The following is a 21,199-nucleotide window of genomic DNA, read 5'->3' as shown; positions in this document are numbered from 1 at the left end:
GCCTCCCGGACGCGTCTCCTCCCCGCAACCCGGACCCGCGTGCGCCCGGACCATGCGTCATGCCGGGGTATGCCGTCCCGGGACGAGGCCATGGCGTTGCGCTCGCCGGACGGTCGGGATGATAAAATTATTCCCTGGCCGGGAGGGGAGACAGAACGGAGAGAGAGATGAGGACGAGAAAGAAGAGGTTCCCTTCGGGCGGTGCGGACGGAGCACGAACGGTCCAGAGCGGATCTCCCCGCGTTTCCGTGCGGCGTAAGAAGAGCGGGTCCGCGACGCGCAGGGCGGAGGGCCGCGGGCGGATGCGGCGTGGGGACAGTGCCGCATCGGGGGACGGAGAGCGCCGGGCAACCGCCTTGCGCAGGGCCGTTAAGGCCGCCCTCGCCCTTCCGCTGGCCGCGGCGGGCGCCGCGGCCGGGACCGTCGCCTTCGGGGTGATGGATTACCTGTACGATCCCGAGTTCTTCCGCCCGGGACGCAAGCCCGAGCCCTCGCGGGAGACCGCGCCCGGCGAGGCCTGGCTCGAGCCCTCCATGGTGCGGGCGGGTGAGGGCAAGAAGACCGTCACCCTGCGTTTCCGCTGCGGTCCCGGGGGGATATCCGAGGACGGGGGAATAAAGGTCTCCTTCTGCCGCCTCGTCGATTTCGGGGAAAAAGGCCTGCGGCCCACCTTCCTCTACGCCGACGGCTGGGGGCCCAGGCAGAACCGCCACCCGCGCCTGCCAAATTATTACTCCTGCGAGCTCAAGACGTCCGGGAACGCCCGCCTGGAGATGGTGCCGCAGGGCTATTTCCCCCTGCGCGGCGCGGTGCGCTTCCTGGGCAGGGAGTTCCTGCGCCGGTGCGGGGTGAAGCTGGACCGCCTGGACGTCTTCTATCTCTATCTGGAGCTGAGGAAGATTCGCATCCGGGTCAGGGACGGCCGCCTCGCCGAGGGCGACGAGATCGTGATCGTGCTGGGAGACCGGCGGCACGGAAGCCCGGGGTGGGCCTCCCCCGCGCACCCCTCGCGCGTGGACGTGGCGGTGGAGGTGGACGAGAGGGCCACGGGCATCTACCGCCTCATCGCTGCGTGTCCCGTCCTGGAGGCGGTGGGCGGAAGGGCCGTGGCCCTTGAGCCCGTCCTCTCCGCCTGCGACGAAGCCGGCGAGGCCAGGCTGCTCATACGGGCCGTGGACGAAAAAGGGGAGGTGGACCCCACCTTCACGGGAGAGGCGCAGATCGTCCCCGTGGAGGGCATGGAAGCGCCTTACCGGGTGAGTTTCCGTCCCCAGGACCGCGGGGTGGCGGCGGTGACGTGCAGGATGACCCGCCCCGGGGTCTACCGCGTGGGCGCGCTCGCGGGAGGGCTGGCGGGGGAGAGCAATCCCGTGCCCGTGGGCGGCGACCTGCGCCTCTACTGGGGAGACCTGCACGTGCACACCGCCCTGTGCGACGGATGCCTGGAGCCCGGGGCCTTCTACCGAGAGGCCCGTGACGAGCTGGGCCTCGACTTCGCGGCCATCACCACCCACGACACCATGGACCTCTTCGAGCCCTCGGGCAGGGAGGAGGAGTGGGAGCTCGTCAAGCGTTTGTGCAGAGAATACAACCAGCCTGGGAGGTTCGTGACCTTCCTGGGCTACGAGTGGTCCGACCACAGGTGGGGGCACCGGGGGATCTATTACGCGCCGGAGGAAACGGACCCGCCCCTCTTCAGCTGGGTGGACGGCGAGAGCGACACGCCCGCTAGACTGGAGGGGCTGCTGCGCGAGCGCGACGCCATCGTGGTCCCCCACCACACCGCCTGGCGGCGCATCTTCATGGCCCTCTTCAACTGGCTGAAGTTCCTGAGGATGAAGGTGCCGGAGGCCTATACCTGGTGGGGCCCGGAGAACGAACAGCAACGACTGGTGGAGATCTACAGCATGCACGGCAGCTCCGAGCGCTACGACGGTCCCTTTCCCATAACCCACGGCGCTCCCCGGGGATGGTTCCCGCGCTTCCTGCGGGACGACCGCAGCCGGCCGGGGTTCGGGAACTACGTGCAGGAGGCGCTGGCCTCCGGCCTGCGCCTGGGCATCATCGCCGGCAGCGACCGCCACGACTACGCCGTGGACGAGCGCTATCATCCCATCGATATCTATCCCCGCGGCCTCACCGCCATCTGGGCCGACGAGCTCACGCCCGAGTCCCTGTGGAGGGCGCTCTGGAACCGCAGGGTCTACGGCACCACGGGCGCGCGCATGGTCCTGGAGCTTTTCGCGGACGGCCTCCCCATGGGCACGGAATATTTCTGCTCCGGCAGTCCGCGCCTGCAGGGCCGCGTCCTGGGCACCTCCCGGCTGCGCTCGGTGGAGCTGCTGCGCCACGACGAGCGGGGATATTCCGTGGCCTGGAGCGGCGCGGGAGCGGCGGAGGTCGGCTTCGACCTCGTGGACGGAGACCTGCGGGGCGAGGGTTTCTACTACCTGCGGGCGGAGCAGGAGGACGGTCACTGCGCCTGGTCCAGCCCCATCTGGATCTGCCGCTGATGGGAGGGGTGTGGAGCTGCTGTGCCGTGACGAACGGGGATATTCCGTGGCCTGGAGCGGCGCGGGAGCGGCGGAGGTCGGCTTCGACCTCGTGGACGGAGACCTGCGGGGCGAGGGTTTCTGCTACCTGCGGGCGGAGCAGGAGGACGGTCACTGCGCCTGGTCCAGCCCCTTCGCCTGGTCCAGCTCCTTCCGCATGAGCCGCTGATGGGCGAGGAGGTAGAAAGCGAGCAGGCCCCGCCATGGACGCCAGGGCTCGAGCAGCTCCCGCACCTCGCCCGCGCTCAGTTCCTCACCCTCGGCCAGGCAGCGTCCCACGGCGCGGCGCACGCCGAGGTCCGAGGCGGGCAGCGCGTCCAGGCGGCCCAGCCCGCGCAGCAGGATGTATTCCGCCGTCCATTCCCCGATGCCCGGGTAGCCGCGCAGGCGGGAGGCGAGCGTCTCGTCATCCATCTCCTCCCAGGAAGAGACGTCCATGTCTCCGGAGGCGAACATCTCCGCAAGGGCGGCGAGGCAGGACGCCTTGCGCGCGGAGAACCCGCAGGCGCGCAGTCCCTCGGGGCCTAGCGCGGCTACGTCCTCGGCGCGCGGGAAGGCCAGGAGGCGGCCCGCCCTGGTCCCGCATGCGGCGAGGAGGCGTTCGCGTACACGGTGCGCGGCGGCCATGGAGACCTGCTGCTCGCTGAGGGCGATCACCACCATCTGGAACACGTCCGGCGGGCGCACCGGCTTCAGGCCCACCAGCGCGTTGACCACGGGGCGCAGCGACCGGTCGCGGCGCGCGCGGCGGTAGAAGGGCTGCAGTTCCAGGTCGGCAAAGAGCATCTCCCTTACCTTTTTCTGGAACTCGAGCGGCCGTGCCGGCATGGGATCGGCGATGAGCTCCAGTCTCGGGGGCTCCTCCCCGGTCTGTCGCAGATAGATGAGGGTGGGCGTCCCGTCCCACCACATGGCCAGAGAGCCGCGCCGGGTGGCGTTGCCGGCGGCATGAGCGGAGAAAAGCCCCCAGGTGAGGCGGAAATCGTACGGACCCTTACAGGTTATCCTCATGCATCGATTATACAGCAGGGAGACGCATTCCCCCGTGGAGGGACAGCGGGAGAGGCGGAGGGGGTGCCGCGGGCGGAGGGGAGCGCCATATGCTAGTCTATACCCGGATACAGGCGGGCCGGAGGTAGGCGGACACGCCAGGGGTGATGCGCATGCGATTGGCCGCGGATCTGCTCAAGGTCCTCTTCTTCCCGGGACTGCTCTTCATGGCCGCCTGCGGAGAGCTGTTCCTCTTTCTGGAAGAGGGACTGTTCCGCCTGGCCGGCGGCGGCGGGTCCCGGGGTTACGTCCTGAAAGCCGCCGCTCCCTCCCCGCCCCTCTCTCCGGGAGAAGCGCTGGCCGTTCTCCTGCCGCCGGCAGCCCTGGGCCTGGCCGGGGTCCTCCTGGTATGGGTGGAGGGGGACCTTCTTTCGCTCGCCCTGCTCGTCGCGGTGCCGGGACTGCTGCCCCTCGCGCTCCCGGAGGCCGGAGAGGGAGAGCGCGCGGCGCGGGTCCCATTGCGATTCCGCGCCTCCCTGGCGCGCCTTTTCGCGTTGGGATGTGCCACCGTCGGCGTGAGCATGCGTTACCCGGGGGCGTTCGCGCCGGAGCTCGAGGGTCTCATCGCGGAGGGGGCGTTTGGCGCTTTCCGTTACTGGAAAGGCGCGGGCTCCGCGCTCATCTTCTCCTCCCAGGCGTGCGCGGCGGCGGCGCTGTTCTTCTTCCTCCTGGGACGTCCCGCATACGGGAGGGGAGAGGAACGGTGGGGATCCGGGGTTGCGGCCGCGACCGCTCTGGCGGAGGGCGCCGAGAGGGCGGTGACCCTGTTGCTTTTCGTCCTGGTCTGCCTCGGCTATCCCTGGAAAGGCCCGGGAGGGGCGCTCGCGTGGGGGGCTTCGGCATCGGGCATGGCGCTGGCGGCCACGGGAGGACGCGCCTGGCTGGAGGGCAGGAACGCCGTCTTCCGGCGCCGGGCTCTCCTGGCGGCTCCCGCCCTCGCGGCGCTTTCCCTGGCCCTGGCGATGGCGGCCGCGGTGCTTGGAGGTTGAGCGATGCACCGGGCGGCGACGAGGGGCCGGGTACGGGGAGAGAGAGGCCCTTCGGCGCGGTGGCCCGTACGGAGTTGTTCCGGTGGGTTGGGATCGTGAAGTCGGGTTTCGGCATCCCTGCCGGATGATGAAAAGCGGGGGACCGCCCCTGACTTCAGGGCCGGAAAACGAAGGCATGGTCATGGAGACACGCATCAGATGCTGAATGAGGGAATGGAGGTCGCGGCTTGAGAGCCGTCCACCTGCTCGCGGCCATGCCCCTGGCGGCCGCGGTCGCGGGCATCCTCTACCTCGCCGCCGTGCCGGCCCGCGCCCTGCGCAGGGTGGCCTCGGCCTGGTGCGTGCTCTCCCTGCCGGCGGCGGCGGTGCTGGCATACCGTGCCTGGGACCGCCACGTGGGTCCCGAGACCTTCGCGCTGTGGCGCCTGGAGCTCACCCCGGAGAAGATGGCCTTCGTGCTCCCCCTCGCCGCCCTTTCGCCCTTCTTCGTGCTGGCCTCGCGGGGAGGAGAGCGGGCCGGGAAAAAGGAGAACGCCTCCTCGGCGTTTGCCTGCTTTTCCCTCGCCGCGGTCCTCGCGGCGGCCATGGGCGACCACCTCTTCCTCGTCACCGGGATGTGTGCCCTGGCCACTTGGTGCCTCATCGCCGCCGCGGTCCTGCGCGGCAGCGCGGCGGGGCGCGTGCTACCTTTTATCCTCCCCCTGGCGCTTTCCGACCTCTGCCTGGCGCTGGGAGTCCTCCTGTTCTACCTGGCGGACCCCTCGCGAGGACTGATGCTACCCCCCGCTCCCCTGCCACCGGAGGGACCCTGGGCCGCCTCGTGCGCGCTGATGCTTGCGGCGGCGCTGTTGCGGCTGGGAATTATTCCCATGCACCGCTGGATGCCGGGGGTCTCGCGCGGCGGCAGGGACCTGCTTCTGGTGCACGTACTCGCCGTGCATATCACCACCGGCGCCTTTCTCCTCTTCGCGGTGGCGCGGCTCCTCTTCACCTGGGGCGGGGTCTGGACGTGGATATGCCTGGGGACGGCCGCCGCCTCCGCCCTCGAGGTCTCGCGGGAGCTGATGCGCGCCCGCGAGGGCTGGGAGGTGACGGGTTTGCTCTGCTCCGGCCTGGGGGCGGCGCTGGCGCTGGTCGCCGCCCCCGGGGGGCAGGCGGCCCTGGCGGCCATGCGAGTGGGGCTGTGGGCGGGTCTTCCCGCCGTGGCCCTGGCGGAGCTGGGGAGAGAAATGCGCAGGGGAGGGGGATGGCCCGGGGTGCTGGGGGGAGCTTCCCTCCTGGGCGTGCCTCCTCTGGCCGGCTTCGCCTGGCTGTGGTTGGCCTTCTCCGCCCTGGCCGGAGCCATGGCGGGATGGAGGGGGGTCTTCTTCATCGCCTGCATCCCTCTCCTGCTGGCGCAGGCCTGGGTGATGGGTTCGGCCTCCTTGCTCGCTCCCCCCGACGAGAAGTGCGGGGATGGGGAGATGTGGCTGGGGGCGTGCGGTCTGGCCGCGGCTTGCGTGGCGGTGGGCCTTTTCCCCGGCGCCTTCACCGACCTCCTCATGCGCGAATACGGCCTGCCCCTGGAGGTGCCCGTGCCGGGATGGGCAGGCCTCGGCGCCTCGGTCCTGCTGCTGGCGGTCCCGGCGGCGACGGTGATGGCGCTGTGGTCGCGCGGGGGGAAGACCCGGGAGATTCCGGTGCGGACTTCATGCGGGCGCGCGCTGCCCCTTTTCGCGGGCGGCCGCGCTTTCCGCCGGGAGGGGTTGCCGGGGGGCGGGAAGCGCGCGGCCCTCGCCGCTGGAAACCTCTTTCTGTACGCAGGCTGGTCGGCGATCATGATCTATCTGGCCTTGAGGTGAGGTGGAGGATGGCCGGCGACAGGGGTGGAGATGAGCGCGCGCAGTTGAGCTTCCTGCCCCGGGAGGGCGTCGACTGGTCGCGCCTGGAGACCACGCGGCGCGTATGGCTGGAGGAGACGAGGGGAGACCACGCCGCCCGCATGGAGTTCCTGGCCGCCCAGGGCCTGCGACTGCTCATGGCCAGCCCCGTGCCGGGTGTGGGTGGCACCCTGCACTTCCATAACCCCCGCGACGGCGAGACCCTGCACCTGAAGGCGGAGGGAGGGCGGAGCCTGCTACCCGAGGCCGCCCCCCACTTCCCCGCCGCCTCGCGCTGGATGCGGATGTCGCGCGCGGCGCCGGAGGACCTGCCGCCGGACGTGGAGGCCTCGGTGCTCCTGGACTGGGAGGGAAACCTCCTCGCGGTCTCGGCCGGGCGCGTGCTCGGGGTGCTGGAGGCGCGCATGGAATATCCGGGCGCGATCCTGCGGGAGGTCAGGGCCGCCGAGGCATGCCGCATGTTGGAGGCCTGCGGCGAGTACGAAGGTCCGGCCCGCGCCCTTTCCTGCGCGCTGGCCTGCGAGGAGGCGAGAGGGCTGAGGGTGCCTCCCGCCGCCGCGGCCCTGCGCGCCCTGCTCCTCGAGACGGCGCGGGTGCAGTGCCACCTGGCGTGGATGGAGATGGCGGCCGACTGCCTGGGCAGGCGGCGTACCGCCGCGGCGTGCCGCGGACTGCGCGGAAGCCTAGAGGAGGCGCTCTCGGGGTGGCTGGGCGATCCTCTGGGAAGGGGATGGGTGGTCCCCGGCGGCGTTAGGGAGGACTTCCCCCTCGCGGGCGCGGCGGAGGCGGCGGCATCGCTGCAAGAGATCTCGCGGCGCTGGGAGGAATTGTCAGGACGGGTCCTCGCCCTGCGGGCGCCGCGCTGGATGGAGAGGAGGCTCTCGGGATTGCGGGACCTGGCGGGGGATGCGGCGCTCACGGGTCCCCTGGCCAGGGCGCTGGGTATGGAGGTGGATGCGCGGGCGGAGGAGGCGGGCGCCTACGGCCTGCTGGGATGGGAGATGGCGGTATGCGGAAGCGGAAGGGTCTTCGGGGACCTGGTGAGGGTGAAGGTCCGCGAGGTGGGGGAGTCGCTGGGCGTGGCGTGCCGCGTCCTCGCGTGGCCTCCCGAGCCTCCCCTCGAGGCCAGGCGCGGGCGGGGCGGCAGGGGCGAGGGGTTCGGACGCTGCGAGGGACCCGAGGGCGAGGTGTGTTGCCACCTTGCCCTGGAGAAGGGAAGGGTGAGATGGGCGGCCTTTTCCTTCCCCGCGGAGATCAACCGCTGGGGCGCCCACCTGCTTGTAGGCCTGCTCCTGGACGAGGCGGAGCTGCTCTATCTCCCCTGGCGGCCGGCGACCCGCCGCCCGGAAGCCGGCGGGGAGGCGTAAAGGCGGGACGGAGGGGCAGCCGTAGGGGCCCGGCGACGCCCGGAGCAACGCGAAGCCCGAAGGGCAGGCCCTGGAGAGCGTGCAACCTTCGCCCCCATGGGCGCGTCGCTTCCGTGGGGTTGTAATAAACAAAAAAGCAATAAAAAAGGCCGTAAAGGCCTGGAATGCTGGTGGGCGCTGGGGGATTTGAACCCTCGACCTCTGCCGTGTGAAGGCAGCGCTCTCCCGCTGAGCTAAGCGCCCGCGACGATAAAGATAGTAGCAGAATATCCGGCGGTGATAAAGCTCCATGGCCGGGTGTCATGCCGCCGCCTGGTTCCGCCCTTCCCGTTTTGGGTAAAAAAAAGACCGGTGGGTCGCGAGCTGAGGCCGTGCCGAAACTGAGGCTCGCGGCTTAAATGCGGCTGGCGTGTGCTTGGAAGACAGGGGCTTCGCGAAGTCGCGGAGGAGAGGCGGAGGAACGGATCCAGGAGAGAGGGGTCGGCAGGATGAGGGGAATCGTCGTCTACAAGAGCTGGTGGGGAAGCTGCAAGAGGATCGCCGAGGCCATCGCGCAGGGATTGAGGGAGTCCGGGCATGACGTCGAGGTGGTGGCGGTGGAGGAGGCGGGGAAGCCCGATCCGTCGCTGGACTTCGTGGTCATCGGGGCGGCGACGAGGTGGCCCGGCGCCTGGCCGAAGATCAAGCGTTATGCCAGGAAGCTCACCGGGAAGGATTTCAAGGGCAAGCCCTTCGCAACTTTCAGCACCGGCGGTACCGTCAATACCGATGAGCCGCTCATTCAGGCCTCCGAGGTCCTTTACGAGCTGCTGGAGAAGGGCGGCCTGGTCGCGCTGGCGCCGCCGTTCAAGGCCGCCATCGAGGGATACAGTCCTCCCGGGAAAGGCGAGGACCGGGGTACCCTGCCCGAGAGCGAGGTGGAGCGCGCCCTGGAGTTCGGACGCGCGTTGAGCGCCAGGCTCGCGAACCCATGAGAAACCGTGCCCTTTACGCACGCGCGACCGGCGTGGGGAGACTTGCTCAAGGCCGTGAATGGGATCCTCGCGGACACGGCGCCAACTCTCGACCTTCTCCGGAATGACGCCCGGTGGAGGCGGGAAGGGAGTGCCGTTGTTGCCGCTTTGGCCTGATGGGGGCCGGTGTAACGCACAGAACGGGGGGCGTATGGTTTGACCCACCCCGGGACGTGCCCGTAACGCGAGGGCCTCGCGCCTCCTGTTTTGCCGGGGAGGCGGAGAGAACCGTCGAGAGACGCGGATCGCCCGCCTGTCCGCAGGCAGGATGTTTTCCATGCCTGCCCGGCCGGGCATGGTAACTAATGGAATTCGGCATGCGAGAGAAAGGAGAGCGGGACCGTGAAGGAGTACAGGATCAAACCCATGCTCACCGGCTGGTTCCACATGAACTGGGGCCTCATCATGAGCCCGCTGGCCGCCGGCTACTTCGCCGACCTGCCCGTCTTCATGTTCCTCATCGAGGGGGAGGACGGCGAGAAGATCGTGGTCGACGGCAGTTATGTGCATGACCATGTGCCGAAGTGGATATTCGGCCCCAAGCCGCGTACCCCGGAGCTCGAGGTGCCCAACGTGCTCAAGCAGTACGGCGTCGACCCCCTCGCCATCGACACCGTGATCGTCACCCACCTGCACCACGACCACACGGGATACCTGCATCTCTTCGAGAACGCCAGCTTCTACGTGCAGGAAAAAGAGATGCTGGAGTCTTATTTCCCCATGGGCTACCAGGCGGTGGGTTGTTATCCCCAGGATTGGATAGACCTCGTCCCCAAGTTCAAGCTCGTGAACGGCGATTTCAAGCTGCGGGACGGCATCGAGCTCATCCTTGCCGCCGGACATACCGCCGGACATCAGGCCGTCGCGGTGAACACCTCGCGCGGAAAGGCGGTCATCTTCGGAGATGCCGCCTACATGTACGCGGGACTCGCCAAGCGCTTTCCCGCCAAGTTCGCGGAGATCGTCGGCCTGGGCGGCGTGGCAGGCCAGAAGGTAGACCTCGAGGACCCGGAGGTCCAGGAGACCATCGCACGCGTCTGGGGATCCCGTTACGGCGGCTATTTCGGCCCCTCGGTGCTTAACCCCGGGGACATCATGCGCTCGCTGGCAAAGCTGGACATGATGGCGGACATCGTCATTCCCGGGCATGATCCCGAGCTCATCCGCATGAAGGTCATCCCGGATGACTACGACCTTGAATGATGGTATGGTTTGGGCCTGAGCGGCAGGGAACACGTCATGTAGCCGCGAGGGCTTCCCTGCCGGACACAGGGTGAAGAGCGAGGAGGTGACCGCGGATGAACGTCGCTGAGGGACAGGAGCCGCTGCGGTTGCGGCCTCACCATCTGCTCTGCGACAGGTTCCTGCCCCTGGAACTGGTGGTAAGGAACGAGGAGTTCGCCCGTGCCGTGCAAGAGATCGAGGAGCTGACGCGGCCGGAGCGCGACACGGTCGTCGTGCTCGTCGAGGGCCCGGACCGCCTGTGCCCCCACTGCCCCGATCTCAAGGACGGGCGTTGCGAGAGTCCCGCCGGTGACGAGGAGAAGGTCAGGAGGTGGGACGCCAGGATACTGGAAGGCTTGGGCGTATCGTACGGGACGGCCATGGTGGTAAGGGAGTGGCTGGCCCTTATCGAGGAGCGGGCGCCCTTCGCCTTCTGCGAGACCCGCTGCCCCTGGAGGACGGTCTGCAGGGTGTTCGACGCCTGACCTCCATGCCTTCTCACCAGACCTGTAGGCGGGCGGCGTACGGCGAAAGCGCCCGTTCATATGACAATATTTACCATATTCATGACGGTGCCCCGTGAGCCGATCCCGCCCGCCGCGGATCATGCGCGGAGACGGGAGGGGTTGAGGATCCAGGCGGCGAGGGAGAAGCAGGTGGCTGCGTAGAGGAGCAGCACCGGCAGGTCGAGCCACCAGGAGAGGAACGCCGCGAGCCCCGTGCTCCGGCGAAGGAGGTCGTGAGCATAGCTGAGGGGGGATATCGCCACCAGGCCGCGCGCCCACAGGCGTGCATCTCCGCCAGGGGGCATGAAGATGACGCTCATCAAGAGCAGGGGCGGGCACACGAAGTTGAGCACGGTCATGAAGTTGCCCGGTGCTTCGCTGGGCATGGACCCCGCCAGGATCCCGAGGCAGGAGAAGCACATCCCGCACGCGAGCAGGGACAGGACGAGCAGGGCGGGCGACGAGGCGGAGGTGCCGTATCCTATGACCCCTACCAGCAGCGAGCCCACCGAGACCGCCACCCCGAGGAAGAACCCCGCCAGGGTTTTGCCGAAGACCATCCAGGTGAGGGATTTGGGGGCGGTGAGGCAGCGGCTGAAGGTCCTGGCCGTCCTCTTGAAGGGCATGCCCGCGCGCGGCGCGCCCGCACGCGGCACGGGAGGGAGAGGACCGTGGTGAAATGCCGCCCGGCCGCGGGTTGCCTAGCCATGCGCGGACCACCGGGTGAACCGGTCCAGGAGTTCCCGGGTCCTCTGGATGTGAGACCTCCAGTCTGCGAGGGCCTCCCTCCCCGTGTCGGTGAGCGAGTACACCTTGCGGGTGGGGCCTTGGCCGTCGTCGGCGTGCTCGTGCACGGCCAGCCCCTCCTCCTCCAGCCTGGAGAGGATGCGGTACGCCGTGGCAGGGCTAACCCCGGCATCCGTTATGCCGAGCTCGGAAGGCCGCTGCATGAGCGCGTAACCGTGGCGCGGCTCCTCGTCGAGCAGGAAGAGGATGGCGGGAAGGATGAAGTGCCGGGAAATATTGCCGCCGAAGCGGAAGGCCGACCGCCCGCTCGGGCTCCCCCCGCGCCGCCGCTCGAGCAGCAACACCCGGATCCGACCTCATGGTGATCGCACAAGGCAGCCACCCCCTTCCTGAGGGCGAAGTGAAAAGGATATCTTTGTAAGAATATTACATTAATGACAATAGGCAAGAATGAAATATTCTTGCTCTGCGCATCCGCAAAGACCCCGCCGCCGGCTACTCGGGGAAACTAAAGGAACGAAATGATCTTGAGCTGCGCATCCCGAGTGGACCCCGCCGCGGGCGACGTGGGGAAACGGAAACGAAGCGGTGCGGGAAAGAAGCGGAAGGACGTAGGCCTTCGATCTCAAGGCCATGGAGGCGGATTCCTTCGTGGCGGTAGGGCCGTTTCCTCGATGCCTCCCATGCCGGGGTCGGGCAGCGGCGGTTTCTCCAGGCGGCGTTCGCCCCTCAGGAATCACCTTCCAGCTCCTCGACCAGAGCCGAGACCAGGCGCACGATCTCGTCCCGCGTCTTGCGCATCATCTCGATGTCCCCCCGTCCGGGGTCGGGCAGCGGCGGTTTCTCCAGGCGGCGTTCGCCCCTCAGGAATCACCTTCCAGCTTCTCGACCAGAGCCGAGACCAGGCGCACGATCTCGTCCCGCGTCTTGCGCATCATCTCGATGTCCCCCCGTCCGGGGTCGGGCAGCGGCCATTCCTCCAGGCGGTCGCGCGCCGGGAACACGCTCTTCACGATGCACCCGAAGGAGATGATGCGGTCGAATTCGTCCAGGCGTCCGAGGTCGAGAAGCTTGGGTACGTTTGCGGAGATGTCCAAGCCCTCCTCGGCCAGGGCCTGGACGGCCAGGGGGTTCACCTCTCCCCCCGGATGGGTGCCCGCGCTCTCGGCACGCCATTCCCGAGCGAGGCGGTTGAAAAGCGCCTCGGCCATTTGGCTGCGGGCGGCGTTCTCGCCGCATACGAAGAGCACCTTCTTCTCGCTCATCCGATCACAGACCTCGCTTTCACCATGGAATCGGCGACATGCCGGCGTGGGGCGCCGATCTGCCCAGCGGCCTTCCCGGATCGAAGGCCCTCAACGGGCCGGATGTCCTTTCCGCCTCCTTCACCAGCGGCTTTAAGAAATTATTGATGATCTCCGGGGCCTCTTCTCTATCCTGGTCGGTCATCATCCTTTTCAGCCAGATATACTCCTCGTCATCGAGGTGGGCTACCATCCTTGCCATTTCGGATCCCTTCTCAGATGCAGGTAACGAATATCATGATGCTACCACCGATATCAAGAACGCTCCAGGGAGCGAAAGGGTTGATATCCGCCTTTGACAAATTGTGCCGGTGTGCTAATATACAAATAATAATTTGTAAATATGAGCATTGGTTAATGTCTCAGGGGGAGATGATGAGCAGGAAGTTGAGCTGTGTGGAAGACCCGGCCATCCTGGAGCTGGCGGAAGGCCTCAAGGTCATATCCGACCCCAACCGCCTGCGTATCATCTGCTTGCTTCTGAAAGGGGAGAGATGCGTTTGCGAGGTGGAAAGGGAGTTGAAGATCTCCCAGCAGCTCGCCTCCCACCACCTGAGCGTGCTGAGGGAAGCGGGTATCCTCGAGGCCCGCAGGGAGGGGACGTCCTCTTACTACCGGGTGGTGGAGGAGAAGCTGGATGCCCTGACCGGGGTCTTCCTGCGCTACCTGGGCCATCATGGGGTCAGCCCCGGACATGGGACAAAAAGCGCTTGACGCCGGCGCGGGACGGACGGCCGCAATCCGGCCGCATGCGGAATCGGAACGCGCACGGACATCAGCGGAGGCATCAGCGGAATAGGAAACGGACGGAAGCAGGTGATGGAGATGCTCATAAACCACTACGAGCTGGAGATGTTCTCGCCCCCCTGCGACCCGGGATCGCCGATCTGGGTGGCGAGGGTGAAGACAGACGCCGATCTGGGGCCCCTGATGCCCTTCGTCAACGCCGAGGTGAAGAAGGGGTTCTATGACCCCAAGATACCCACCCTGGTGTGGAGAGAGGAGGCGCACAAGTACGCCCTGCGCGATAACACCCTGAGCATCAACAACCTCAAGGACCGCGCCCATGCGGAAAGGGTGGCCGCCAAGGCGGTGGAACGCCTGAACGAGATATGGGAGCGCAGGGAGGAGATAACCCCGGACCACACCACCAGGGTCCCGCCCAAACTCCTGGACGTCCTCAAGCAACTGCCTCGCACCAACTGCGGGAAGTGCGGCCTGCCCTCGTGCATGGCCTTCGCGGCCTCGCTCGTGGAGGGCGAGAGGTGCGCGGAGGACTGCTCTCCCCTGCTCGAGGAGGGAGCCGGAGAGAAGCTGGAGAAGCTGCGCGAGCTGGGGCTTTGAGGATGAGGCGCGGGGGTGAGAGATGGGGATATGCGGAAACGCCGTGACGCGCAGCGGGACAGGATGACGGGACGTGGCGGCCGGGAAAGGACCCGTTGAGCGCGGTATGGACACATGCGGTAGCGGGTGTAATTCGAACGCGCAAGTCGGATATCGGGATAACGGAGGAATGACGGAGGTGAGCGGAATGGAGATCAAGGTACTGGGGCCGGGATGCAAAAAGTGTAAGGCCACCAAGGAGGCCATCCGGGAGGTCGTGGAGGAGATAGGCCTGGATGCCCGGGTGGACGAGGTCACGGAGATGAGCGAGATCATGAAGTACAACGTCCTCATCACCCCCGGCGTGGTGATCGACGGCAAGGTGGTCTCCAAGGGCAAGGTCCCGGACAAGAAAGAGATCCGCAACTGGCTGCAGTCCTGACCCTCCCGGGCGCGAAGAGAGCGGAGCCTGAAGTCTGCCGGATGGAAAGCGCATCCTGTATCCAGCCCGCAGGCCCTGCGGACAAGCCCGGTAAATAGAGGGACTCGGGGTCACGCGTTGAGGATAGAGTGTTTTGTCGCTTCCGGAGAGAAAGGCCGGAATGGGATGGGCGGCGGCATTATGGGACGGAATACACGGACAGGAAGCGGTTGAGATGACTTTCGGCGGCTTGATGATGGAGGGGCTTCGGACCCTCTACGAGTACGTGGCGGAACATACCCTCTTCTGCCTCATCCCGGCCTTTTTCATCGCCGGGGCCATCACCGCCTTCCTCAACACCGCCGCGGTCATGCGCTACTTCGGGCCGAAGACCAACAAGGTACTGGCCTATTCGGTGGCCTCGGTCTCCGGCGCCATCCTGGCCGTGTGCTCCTGCACCGTGCTCCCCCTCTTCACCGGCATCAGGGAAAAGGGGGCCGGGCTGGGACCCGCGGTGGCGTTCCTCTATTCCTCGCCGGCCATCAACATCCTGGCCATGACCTACTCCATCCACCTCCTGGGATACGGCCTAGGGGTGGCGCGCATCGTGGGGGCGGTGGGTTTCGCCTTCGTCATCGGCCTCATCATGGCGGGTATCTTCCACAGGGAGGAGGAGCGCCGCGTGCTGGACGCGGAGGCCGCCGAGGCCTTTGCCTACGACGACGGGAGCCGCACGCGCCCCGGCCTTCAGGACCTCGCCTATTTCGGCGTGCTCATCGCCATCCTGCTCTACGGCACGGCGAAGATGCCCACCATCATCAAGTACGCGGGCGAGGTCCTGCTGGTGGCTTTGCTCATCTACCTGGTGAAGCGCTGGTTCACGCGCGAGGAGATAAAGACCTGGTTCTCCGAGACCTGGCGCATGGTGAAGCTCATCCTTCCCGTGCTGCTCATCGGGGTCTTCCTGGTGGGGGTGGTAAAGGAGCTCATCCCCTCCGACGTCATCGCCCGCTACGTGGGCGGCAACACCATCGGCGGGAACGCCATCGCCTCCGTGTCCGGTGCCTTCATGTATTTTGCTACCCTCACCGAGGTGCCCATCGTGCGCGGCCTGCTGGACCTGGGCATGGGCAAGGGGCCGGCGTTGGCCCTCATGCTGGCGGGGCCGGCGCTCTCCCTCCCCAGCATGATCGTGCTCATCCGCGTCATGGGCTTCAGAAAAGCGGGCACCTATATCCTGCTGGTGTGCCTCTTCGCCATGGGCACGGGCTACGTCTTCGGGATGTTCGCCGGATGAGCGACATTTCGGTCGTAGGAAAGGTGTGAAGGCCTATCGTAGGCGGGTGAGAAGAGAAAGGAACGGGAAAGGAGAGATGGTGGAAAGAACACAGGTTGAAGAAGGCCGGGGCACCGCCCGCAGGCGGGCGGCATCATGGTGGATGGGGTGATGCGCCCCGAGCTCTACCGCTCCTACATCTCGGGCTGCATCCTCCTGGGCATCGCGCCCTGCACGGCCATTATGCTGGTGTGGTCGTACCTGGCCAGGGGGAACGACGGACACACCCTGGTCATGGTGGCTATCAACTCCCTCACCATGCTGGTGCTCTATGCCCCTCTGGGCGGCTGGCTGCTGGGGGTCAACAGCATGCCCGTGCCCTGGTTGACCATCGTGCTATCGGTGGGCATCTACGTCGCCCTGCCCCTGGTGGCCGGGTACTATTCCAGAAAATGGATTCTGAAGAAGAAGGGCATGGAGTGGTTCCGGGAGAAATTCATCCACTACCTCACCCCCATCACCATCATCGCTCTTCTGGTCACCCTGGTCATCCTCTTCAGCCTCAAGGGGGAGCTCATCATCGAGCAGCCCATGTCCATCGTCTATATCGCCGTGCCTCTCTTCATCCAGACCATGCTCATCTTCTGGATCGGCTACGGGCTGGCCAGGCTGCTAAAGTTGAACTACCGCGACGCGGCCCCCTCCGCCATGATCGGGGCCTCCAATCACTTCGAGGTGGCCATCGCCACCGCCGCCGTGCTCTACGGCATCGCCTCCGGCGCGGCCCTGGCCACGGTGGTGGGGGTGCTCATCGAGGTGCCGGTGATGCTCCTGCTGGTGAGGATATGCCTGAGGACCCAGCGCTGGTTTCCGGGAGGGGAGATAGCCGCACGTGTGCAGGAGACAGTAACCTCAGAGGCGGGGTAACCCCACGTGCATGACCGGCCCCAGGGACCGGGGCCCGAGCAGGTCCTAGGTTCACGCCCCCGGGGACCCCGTTCAGTACAGGTCGGGAAGGTCGCCGGGCACCTTCCCCTTCCACTCCGGCTTGCGCTTCTGCATGAAGGAAAGGACCCCCTCCACCACGTCCGGGTGGGTCATCACGCGGTCGAGATAACGGTGGTTCTCCTTCTCGGCCTTCTCTACGTCGCTCTCGGCCAGGAAGTCGTAGAGCATCTTCTTGGTCAGCGATACGCTCAGGGGAGCGCAGTTCTCGGCTATCTCCCTCGCCAGCATCATGGCTGCAGCCATCAGCTCCCCGTCCGGCACCACCCGGTTCACCAGCCCCATCTCCAGGGCCTCCGCGGCGGTCACCGCGCGCCCGGTGTACATCAGCTCGGCGGCGCGGCCGATGCCCACGATCTTGGGGAGGAGCCAGGGGCAGGCTAGCTCGGGGAGCAGGCCGCGGCGCACGAAGGCCAGGCTGAGTTTCGCGCTCTCGGCCGCGATGCGGATGTCGAGAGGCAGGGTCATGGTGAGCCCCACCCCCACCGCGGCGCCGTTATAGGCCACGATGACCGGCTTTTTGAGGGAGAAGAGGAGCTTCACCATGCTGGCCTTCTCCTCCCGCAGGTCCTGGGGCACGGTGTCCTCTGCGGCGGTGGCGCCGCTGGACATGTCGATGCCCGCGCAGAAGGCCCGCCCCGCGCCGGTGAGGATGACGGCCCGCACCTCGGGGTCCTCGTCCACCTCCTGCAGGGTGGAGAGCAGCTCCTGCTGCATCCCCAACGTCAGGGCGTTGAGGTGCTCGGGCCGGTTGAGGGTAATCACGGCGACGTGACCGTCCTTCTTCATCAGGATGTCCTTATGGTCCATCGTTTCCTCCCTCCCGTAGCTCCATGACCGTGCGCCCGCAAGGCCATGCCGTTTCCCATTCGCCCAGCCCGAGCGGGTAGGCTCCATAGCCATCCGCCCGCGGCCATGGTCTTCGCGCGGGGCACTACCGGAAAAGGTAAGCCCTCCCGTGTCGCAGGCCGTCCGCCGGCAAGAGCTTACCATCATACCGGAGGTAAGGCGAAACGAACGAAGGTAAGTAAAGACATGGGTGACAGATCGCGTGCCGCCCGAATGGCGGGGCGCGGGTAGATCTAGCGCTTGTAGTATTTACCAGGATACGTGCGCGCAAAGAGGTGTCCGCGCACGGCCGGGTCGTGCTACTATCTCTCTGTTCATGGTCGATGGCAGGCGATGAGGCCGGCATCCTGGAGTTCCAGAGATCGGGCGAGCTGATGGCCTTTACGGAGATACCGATAGAGGTTTTTCGCGAAGATGGGAAGGGGATGTCCGTAAAGAAGGCCAGCGTGGCTCAGCCGCGGGGGCATTGGCCAGTATGTATACGTGCTCGGGAGGACGGGTGCCGGACTGCTCGAATGAGGGGTTGAAGGCGTGAGTGCGGGGGTCTCCGGACAGGCGAACGGCATGAAGAGATGGGGGATCTCCAGGAACGTCTTCGTCCTTGGGCTGGTCAGTTTCTTCAACGACGTGGCCTCGGAGATAGTCTATCCCCTGTTGCCCATCTTCCTCACCGGCGTGCTGGGAGCGCCGGCGACCGTCGTAGGACTGATAGAGGGCATCGCGGAGACCACCGCCAGCACTTTGAAGGTCGTCTCCGGCTGGCTCTCCGACCGCTGGCGCAGGAGGAAGCCCTTCGTCCTGGCGGGTTACTCCCTCTCGGCCTTTTCCAAGGCCATCCTGGGGCTGGCCTTCTCCTGGCCGGTAGTCCTGGCGGGGCGCTTTGCCGACCGCTTCGGCAAGGGGGTGCGCACCTCGGCCAGGGACGCCCTCATCTCCGAGAGCTCCGAGAGCGAGTCCCGGGGACGCGCCTTCGGCTTCCACCGCGCCCTCGATACCCTGGGAGCGGTGGTGGGGCCGCTCATCGCCATCCTCGCCATCCATTTCCTGGAAGAAGACTTCCGCCTCGTCTTCTTTCTCGCCGCCATCCCCGCCTGTATCGGCGTCCTGCTCCTGCTCTTGCTGGTGCGGGAGAAGAGGGAAGCCGAGGCCTCTCCCACCCTGCCCCGGTTTCGGTGGCGCGAGCTCGACCCGCACTTCAAGGTGTTCCTGCTCATCAGCGTGATCTTCGCCATCGGCAACAGCTCGGACGCCTTCCTGATCCTGCGGGCAAAAGACCTGGGCCTGTCCACGGTCATGGCGGTGCTGGCCTACGTCCTCTTCAACCTCACCTACGCGGTCTTCTCCATGCCCGCCGGCATCGCTTCGGACAGGATCGGGCCGCGCAGGGTGCTCCTGGCCGGCTTCCTGCTCTTCTCCGCCGTCTATCTACTCTACGGGCTGGCCGGTTCCAGCCTCTACCTGTGGTTCCTCTTCCCCTTCTACGGCATATACATGGCCTTCACGGAGGGGGTGGGCAAGGCGTATATCTCCAACCTGTGCTCGCGGGAAAAGGCGGGCACGGTCTTCGGCCTCTACCAGACCGCCACCGGCATATGCACCTTCTTCGCCTCGCTCATCGCCGGATTCCTCTGGACCTACGTCGCTCCCAGCGCGCCCTTCATCTTCGGGAGCGTCACCGCCCTGGTCTCGGCGGCTCTCTTCTTCGCCCTGAGGAAGCGGGGGGCGGCCTGCGAGGTCCCCACCGGTGAGGCTTGAACGACGGCGCGCTGCCCTTAACTCGCACGAAAAGCTGGAAAGGCTGTCCTCATTGCCGCGCACAGGCCTCCGCCATGGCCGGGTATGCGAGGGCATGCATAAACGTGACAGGTTTAAAGACGCTGCGCAAAGTCGGCTCCCACACATTGGGCAACCGGTTAGAGCGAACGTTAAAATGACGGAACCCGACCTCCGCCACCCGCCCACCTTCACCCCGGGTGGCCAGGTACCCGGAGCCGGAGGGCCGCTCAGGGCTGCATCCTGTTTATCCCGTACAGGGTCCCGTGATATATCGCGCCGTCCGGTCCTATCTCCGTGGCGGCATAGAAACTGTTGTAGACCCGGTAACAGTGGAGACCGTATCCCTTCTGGGTGACCATGGTCAGGCCGTTGAGCCCGCCCCGGAACACCGGCACTATCAGGGCGCCGTCGACCAGGGTGACGTTGTTCAGGCAGGGGTTCTCCAGAGGCCGGGAGTGCCGCCCGAAGCGATGCCGGGGGTGTTCGGGTTCATCAAGCCCGCGGGCCTGTAAGGGGGTAGCAGGTCGCGCCCGCTGGCCGCGTCCTTGAGGTACAGGGCACCCAAGTTCGTGCCCAGCAGGATGGACTTTCCGTCCGGGTACAGGTGGGGGCTGATCGCCACCTCGGCGAAGCCCAGGGGCGAGCTCCAGCGTATGCCGCCGTTGGGGTCATAGGCGATGACCTTGCCCAGGCAGCTCACCACGATGCTCAGATTTCCCTGCTCGTCGCGGATGAGCAGCGGCGCCCCCGCCATCCCCGCCAGGGCCACCTCAGCCCTTTGCCGCAGCACCTTGCCCGTCTCGGCGTCCAGGGAAAACACGATGTTGCCAGGGCCTCGATCTTCGACTCGCTCGCAAGGGACGAAGGCGACGATGCAAGCGACATCGATATCCTCGTGGAGCTGCGGGGGGAGAAAAGCCTGCTTGACCTCGCCGGCTTGAAAATGGAGCTGGAGGAGGTCCCGGAAAGGAGCGTGGACGTGTTGACATACGACTCCCTTCATCCTCTTCTCAAGGACCGCATACTGGGCCAACAGAGGGTAATCCTGTGAAGAAGGACCCACAGGTCTTCCTGAGCCATATCTTGGAATGCATCGTTCTCATAGAGCCTTATCTCCAGGACAAGACGCTGGAGGATTTCCTCCGATCGATTCAGCTGCAAGGCGCAGTGATAAGAAGGACCGAGATAATCGGTGAGGCCTCGAAGAGGCTGCCCCAGGAGTTCAAGGAGAGGCATCCGGATGTCCCCTGGAAGAAGATGGCGGGTATGCGGGACATCATCGACCACGAATATTTCGGAGTGGACCTAAAACTCACCTGGAGGGTAGCTACCGAGGAGCCGGCTCTGATCAGGGCCAAGCTTGCGGAGGCGATGTAGCCTTTCCGCGTGCTGCCAACACCCGCATCAGGTGAAATCAATGTTGAGAAATGTGGTTCTTCTCCATAAAGTATGTGAGAAACAAGTACCATCGCCCACCATCTGCGAAGGTTTTTGCGGAAGTAAAGCAAGCACAGAAGGGAGCGACGACGGTCAGGAAAGAGGATATCGATCAACCGGTGGGCATTCAGGGATAACGGGTGGTAGCCCTTGACTTCGGAGAGGGAAAGGACAGCGGGGAGAAGGGGCTGGTGGCAGAGATCGCAGGGGTCGAGGAGAACAGCGATCGACGCCGAGGAGCGGGCGGCGCTCTGGGTGGGCAAAGACCGCGGGCAGGAGACCCCGGAGGAGACCTTCTTCCTCTTCGGGGAGGAGAGCTGCTCGGGCGTCCTCGCCTGCTGTATGGACATGCGGGACCCTTTCGAGGCGGCGTTGAGGAAGTGGTGCCCGCAGGCGGGGATCGTCTACCACCCCTTTCACATCATCTCCTCCTACGGGCGGGAGGTGGTGGACAAGGTACGGGTGGCCGAGGCCAAGAAG

The 21,199-nt window shown here is 66.2% G+C and carries 25 protein-coding genes and 1 tRNA gene; 17 read left to right on the top strand and 9 right to left on the bottom strand.

The genetic code is table 11. From position 1 onward, the window contains the following. Positions 1-356: 356 nt before the first annotated feature. The gene (locus H5T74_12455; GenBank protein MBC7231187.1) at positions 357-2,513 is read left to right on the top strand and encodes a CehA/McbA family metallohydrolase; all 2,157 of its coding nucleotides are present in this window, start codon (positions 357-359) and stop codon (positions 2,511-2,513) included. Positions 2,514-2,523: 10 nt separating this feature from the next. Beyond that, on the top strand, positions 2,524-2,721 hold the full coding sequence (locus tag H5T74_12450) for a hypothetical protein (protein ID MBC7231186.1): 198 nt from the start codon (positions 2,524-2,526) through the stop codon (positions 2,719-2,721). Here H5T74_12450 and H5T74_12445 read toward each other — a convergent pair. Then, on the bottom strand, positions 2,664-3,563 hold the full coding sequence (locus H5T74_12445; protein ID MBC7231185.1) for a DNA-3-methyladenine glycosylase 2 family protein: 900 nt from the start codon (positions 3,561-3,563) through the stop codon (positions 2,664-2,666). The two genes, H5T74_12450 and H5T74_12445, sit on opposite strands and share 58 nt — an antisense overlap. 152 nt (positions 3,564-3,715) lie before the next feature. Between H5T74_12445 and H5T74_12440 the strand changes: the two genes are divergently transcribed. The 3 genes from H5T74_12440 (at position 3,716) to H5T74_12430 (ending at position 7,838) form a co-directional block, all read left to right on the top strand. Next, complete coding sequence (locus H5T74_12440; protein MBC7231184.1) at positions 3,716-4,591, top strand: hypothetical protein; 876 nt, start codon at positions 3,716-3,718, stop codon at positions 4,589-4,591. A gap of 227 nt (positions 4,592-4,818) precedes the next feature. Further along, complete coding sequence (locus tag H5T74_12435) at positions 4,819-6,432, top strand: hypothetical protein (GenBank protein MBC7231183.1); 1,614 nt, start codon at positions 4,819-4,821, stop codon at positions 6,430-6,432. An 8-nt stretch (positions 6,433-6,440) separates the two neighbouring features. Next, positions 6,441-7,838: a hypothetical protein gene (locus H5T74_12430; GenBank protein ID MBC7231182.1), complete on the top strand. Its 1,398-nt coding sequence runs from the start codon at positions 6,441-6,443 to the stop codon at positions 7,836-7,838. A 168-nt stretch (positions 7,839-8,006) separates the two neighbouring features. On the opposite strand, the gene H5T74_12425 is transcribed toward H5T74_12430, so the two are convergent. Then, positions 8,007-8,081: transfer RNA gene (locus H5T74_12425), tRNA-Val, on the bottom strand. A gap of 245 nt (positions 8,082-8,326) precedes the next feature. On the opposite strand from H5T74_12425, the gene H5T74_12420 reads away from it, so the two are divergent. From H5T74_12420 to H5T74_12410, 3 genes are all read left to right on the top strand, one after another. Further along, positions 8,327-8,812, top strand: a complete 486-nt coding sequence (locus H5T74_12420) for a flavodoxin domain-containing protein (protein ID MBC7231181.1) — start codon at positions 8,327-8,329, stop codon at positions 8,810-8,812. A gap of 381 nt (positions 8,813-9,193) precedes the next feature. Continuing rightward, positions 9,194-10,054 (top strand): N-acyl homoserine lactonase family protein, encoded by an 861-nt coding sequence (locus tag H5T74_12415; protein MBC7231180.1) that lies wholly within the window; start codon positions 9,194-9,196, stop codon positions 10,052-10,054. Between the two features lie 95 nt (positions 10,055-10,149). Continuing rightward, on the top strand, positions 10,150-10,560 hold the full coding sequence (locus tag H5T74_12410; GenBank protein MBC7231179.1) for a DUF1284 domain-containing protein: 411 nt from the start codon (positions 10,150-10,152) through the stop codon (positions 10,558-10,560). Between the two features lie 119 nt (positions 10,561-10,679). Here the strand turns inward: H5T74_12410 and H5T74_12405 are convergent, their stop codons facing one another. The 4 genes from H5T74_12405 to H5T74_12390 form a co-directional block, all read right to left on the bottom strand. Beyond that, positions 10,680-11,207, bottom strand: a complete 528-nt coding sequence (locus tag H5T74_12405; GenBank protein ID MBC7231178.1) for an ABC transporter permease — start codon at positions 11,205-11,207, stop codon at positions 10,680-10,682. Between the two features lie 75 nt (positions 11,208-11,282). Next, positions 11,283-11,672, bottom strand: a complete 390-nt coding sequence (locus H5T74_12400; protein ID MBC7231177.1) for a PadR family transcriptional regulator — start codon at positions 11,670-11,672, stop codon at positions 11,283-11,285. 519 nt (positions 11,673-12,191) lie between these two features. Beyond that, on the bottom strand, positions 12,192-12,593 hold the full coding sequence (locus H5T74_12395; protein MBC7231176.1) for an arsenate reductase ArsC: 402 nt from the start codon (positions 12,591-12,593) through the stop codon (positions 12,192-12,194). A 19-nt stretch (positions 12,594-12,612) separates the two neighbouring features. Beyond that, on the bottom strand, positions 12,613-12,834 hold the full coding sequence (locus H5T74_12390) for a hypothetical protein (protein ID MBC7231175.1): 222 nt from the start codon (positions 12,832-12,834) through the stop codon (positions 12,613-12,615). A gap of 170 nt (positions 12,835-13,004) precedes the next feature. Here H5T74_12390 and H5T74_12385 point away from each other — a divergent pair, with 170 nt between their 5' ends. The 5 genes from H5T74_12385 (at position 13,005) to H5T74_12365 (ending at position 16,579) form a co-directional block, all read left to right on the top strand. Next, positions 13,005-13,346 (top strand): winged helix-turn-helix transcriptional regulator, encoded by a 342-nt coding sequence (locus tag H5T74_12385; GenBank protein ID MBC7231174.1) that lies wholly within the window; start codon positions 13,005-13,007, stop codon positions 13,344-13,346. Positions 13,347-13,451: 105 nt separating this feature from the next. After that, positions 13,452-13,976, top strand: coding sequence for a hypothetical protein (locus H5T74_12380; GenBank protein MBC7231173.1), 525 nt, complete (start codon positions 13,452-13,454; stop codon positions 13,974-13,976). Between the two features lie 187 nt (positions 13,977-14,163). Beyond that, positions 14,164-14,397, top strand: coding sequence for a TM0996/MTH895 family glutaredoxin-like protein (locus tag H5T74_12375; GenBank protein MBC7231172.1), 234 nt, complete (start codon positions 14,164-14,166; stop codon positions 14,395-14,397). Between the two features lie 214 nt (positions 14,398-14,611). Beyond that, positions 14,612-15,673 carry a permease gene (locus H5T74_12370; protein ID MBC7231171.1) on the top strand — a complete coding sequence of 354 codons (1,062 nt, stop codon included), beginning with the start codon at positions 14,612-14,614 and terminating at the stop codon, positions 15,671-15,673. A 135-nt stretch (positions 15,674-15,808) separates the two neighbouring features. Further along, positions 15,809-16,579 carry a bile acid:sodium symporter gene (locus H5T74_12365; GenBank protein ID MBC7231170.1) on the top strand — a complete coding sequence of 257 codons (771 nt, stop codon included), beginning with the start codon at positions 15,809-15,811 and terminating at the stop codon, positions 16,577-16,579. A 72-nt stretch (positions 16,580-16,651) separates the two neighbouring features. Here H5T74_12365 and H5T74_12360 read toward each other — a convergent pair whose 3' ends face one another. Next, positions 16,652-17,467 (bottom strand): enoyl-CoA hydratase/isomerase family protein, encoded by an 816-nt coding sequence (locus tag H5T74_12360; protein ID MBC7231169.1) that lies wholly within the window; start codon positions 17,465-17,467, stop codon positions 16,652-16,654. Positions 17,468-18,070: 603 nt separating this feature from the next. Between H5T74_12360 and H5T74_12355 the strand changes: the two genes are divergently transcribed. Then, the gene (locus H5T74_12355; GenBank protein ID MBC7231168.1) at positions 18,071-19,261 is read left to right on the top strand and encodes an MFS transporter; all 1,191 of its coding nucleotides are present in this window, start codon (positions 18,071-18,073) and stop codon (positions 19,259-19,261) included. Positions 19,262-19,509: 248 nt separating this feature from the next. Here the strand turns inward: H5T74_12355 and H5T74_12350 are convergent, their stop codons facing one another. Together H5T74_12350 and H5T74_12345 are read right to left on the bottom strand one after the other, a co-directional pair. Then, entirely contained in the window at positions 19,510-19,677 is a 168-nt protein-coding gene (locus H5T74_12350) for a hypothetical protein (GenBank protein MBC7231167.1), read from the bottom strand. A 32-nt stretch (positions 19,678-19,709) separates the two neighbouring features. Then, the gene (locus H5T74_12345; GenBank protein ID MBC7231166.1) at positions 19,710-20,072 is read right to left on the bottom strand and encodes a hypothetical protein; all 363 of its coding nucleotides are present in this window, start codon (positions 20,070-20,072) and stop codon (positions 19,710-19,712) included. On the opposite strand from H5T74_12345, the gene H5T74_12340 reads away from it, so the two are divergent. From H5T74_12340 to H5T74_12330, 3 genes are all read left to right on the top strand, one after another. Next, positions 20,061-20,333, top strand: a complete 273-nt coding sequence (locus H5T74_12340; protein ID MBC7231165.1) for a nucleotidyltransferase family protein — start codon at positions 20,061-20,063, stop codon at positions 20,331-20,333. The genes H5T74_12345 and H5T74_12340 overlap by 12 nt on opposite strands. After that, positions 20,330-20,659: a DUF86 domain-containing protein gene (locus H5T74_12335; GenBank protein ID MBC7231164.1), complete on the top strand. Its 330-nt coding sequence runs from the start codon at positions 20,330-20,332 to the stop codon at positions 20,657-20,659. Before H5T74_12340 ends, H5T74_12335 begins: the two co-directional genes overlap by 4 nt. 210 nt (positions 20,660-20,869) lie before the next feature. After that, on the top strand, positions 20,870-21,199 hold a 330-nt coding region (locus H5T74_12330; protein MBC7231163.1), incomplete at its 3' end, for a transposase.

This window comes from Actinomycetota bacterium (genome assembly GCA_014360645.1).
In the GTDB taxonomy this organism is placed as follows: Bacteria; Actinomycetota; Geothermincolia; order Geothermincolales; family RBG-13-55-18; genus Solincola_B.
The sequence above is the reverse complement of the archived record's forward strand: the minus strand, read 5'-3'. Positions and strand labels throughout refer to the sequence as shown.

Excerpts from the sequence above, each read along its gene's own strand:
- H5T74_12390 (MBC7231175.1), bottom strand. The coding sequence starts at position 12,834 with ATGGCAAGGATGGTAGCCCACCTCGATGACGAGGAGTATATCTGGCTG.
- H5T74_12440 (MBC7231184.1), top strand. The coding sequence starts at position 3,716 with ATGCGATTGGCCGCGGATCTGCTCAAGGTCCTCTTCTTCCCGGGACTG.
- H5T74_12410 (MBC7231179.1), top strand. The coding sequence starts at position 10,150 with ATGAACGTCGCTGAGGGACAGGAGCCGCTGCGGTTGCGGCCTCACCAT.
- H5T74_12365 (MBC7231170.1), top strand. The coding sequence starts at position 15,809 with ATGGTGGATGGGGTGATGCGCCCCGAGCTCTACCGCTCCTACATCTCG.
- H5T74_12405 (MBC7231178.1), bottom strand. The coding sequence starts at position 11,207 with ATGCCCTTCAAGAGGACGGCCAGGACCTTCAGCCGCTGCCTCACCGCC.
- H5T74_12355 (MBC7231168.1), top strand. The coding sequence starts at position 18,071 with ATGAAGAGATGGGGGATCTCCAGGAACGTCTTCGTCCTTGGGCTGGTC.
- H5T74_12360 (MBC7231169.1), bottom strand. The coding sequence starts at position 17,467 with ATGGACCATAAGGACATCCTGATGAAGAAGGACGGTCACGTCGCCGTG.
- H5T74_12430 (MBC7231182.1), top strand. The coding sequence starts at position 6,441 with ATGGCCGGCGACAGGGGTGGAGATGAGCGCGCGCAGTTGAGCTTCCTG.
- H5T74_12385 (MBC7231174.1), top strand. The coding sequence starts at position 13,005 with ATGATGAGCAGGAAGTTGAGCTGTGTGGAAGACCCGGCCATCCTGGAG.
- H5T74_12380 (MBC7231173.1), top strand. The coding sequence starts at position 13,452 with ATGGAGATGCTCATAAACCACTACGAGCTGGAGATGTTCTCGCCCCCC.
- H5T74_12445 (MBC7231185.1), bottom strand. The coding sequence starts at position 3,563 with ATGAGGATAACCTGTAAGGGTCCGTACGATTTCCGCCTCACCTGGGGG.
- H5T74_12370 (MBC7231171.1), top strand. The coding sequence starts at position 14,612 with ATGACTTTCGGCGGCTTGATGATGGAGGGGCTTCGGACCCTCTACGAG.
- H5T74_12375 (MBC7231172.1), top strand. The coding sequence starts at position 14,164 with ATGGAGATCAAGGTACTGGGGCCGGGATGCAAAAAGTGTAAGGCCACC.
- H5T74_12420 (MBC7231181.1), top strand. The coding sequence starts at position 8,327 with ATGAGGGGAATCGTCGTCTACAAGAGCTGGTGGGGAAGCTGCAAGAGG.
- H5T74_12395 (MBC7231176.1), bottom strand. The coding sequence starts at position 12,593 with ATGAGCGAGAAGAAGGTGCTCTTCGTATGCGGCGAGAACGCCGCCCGC.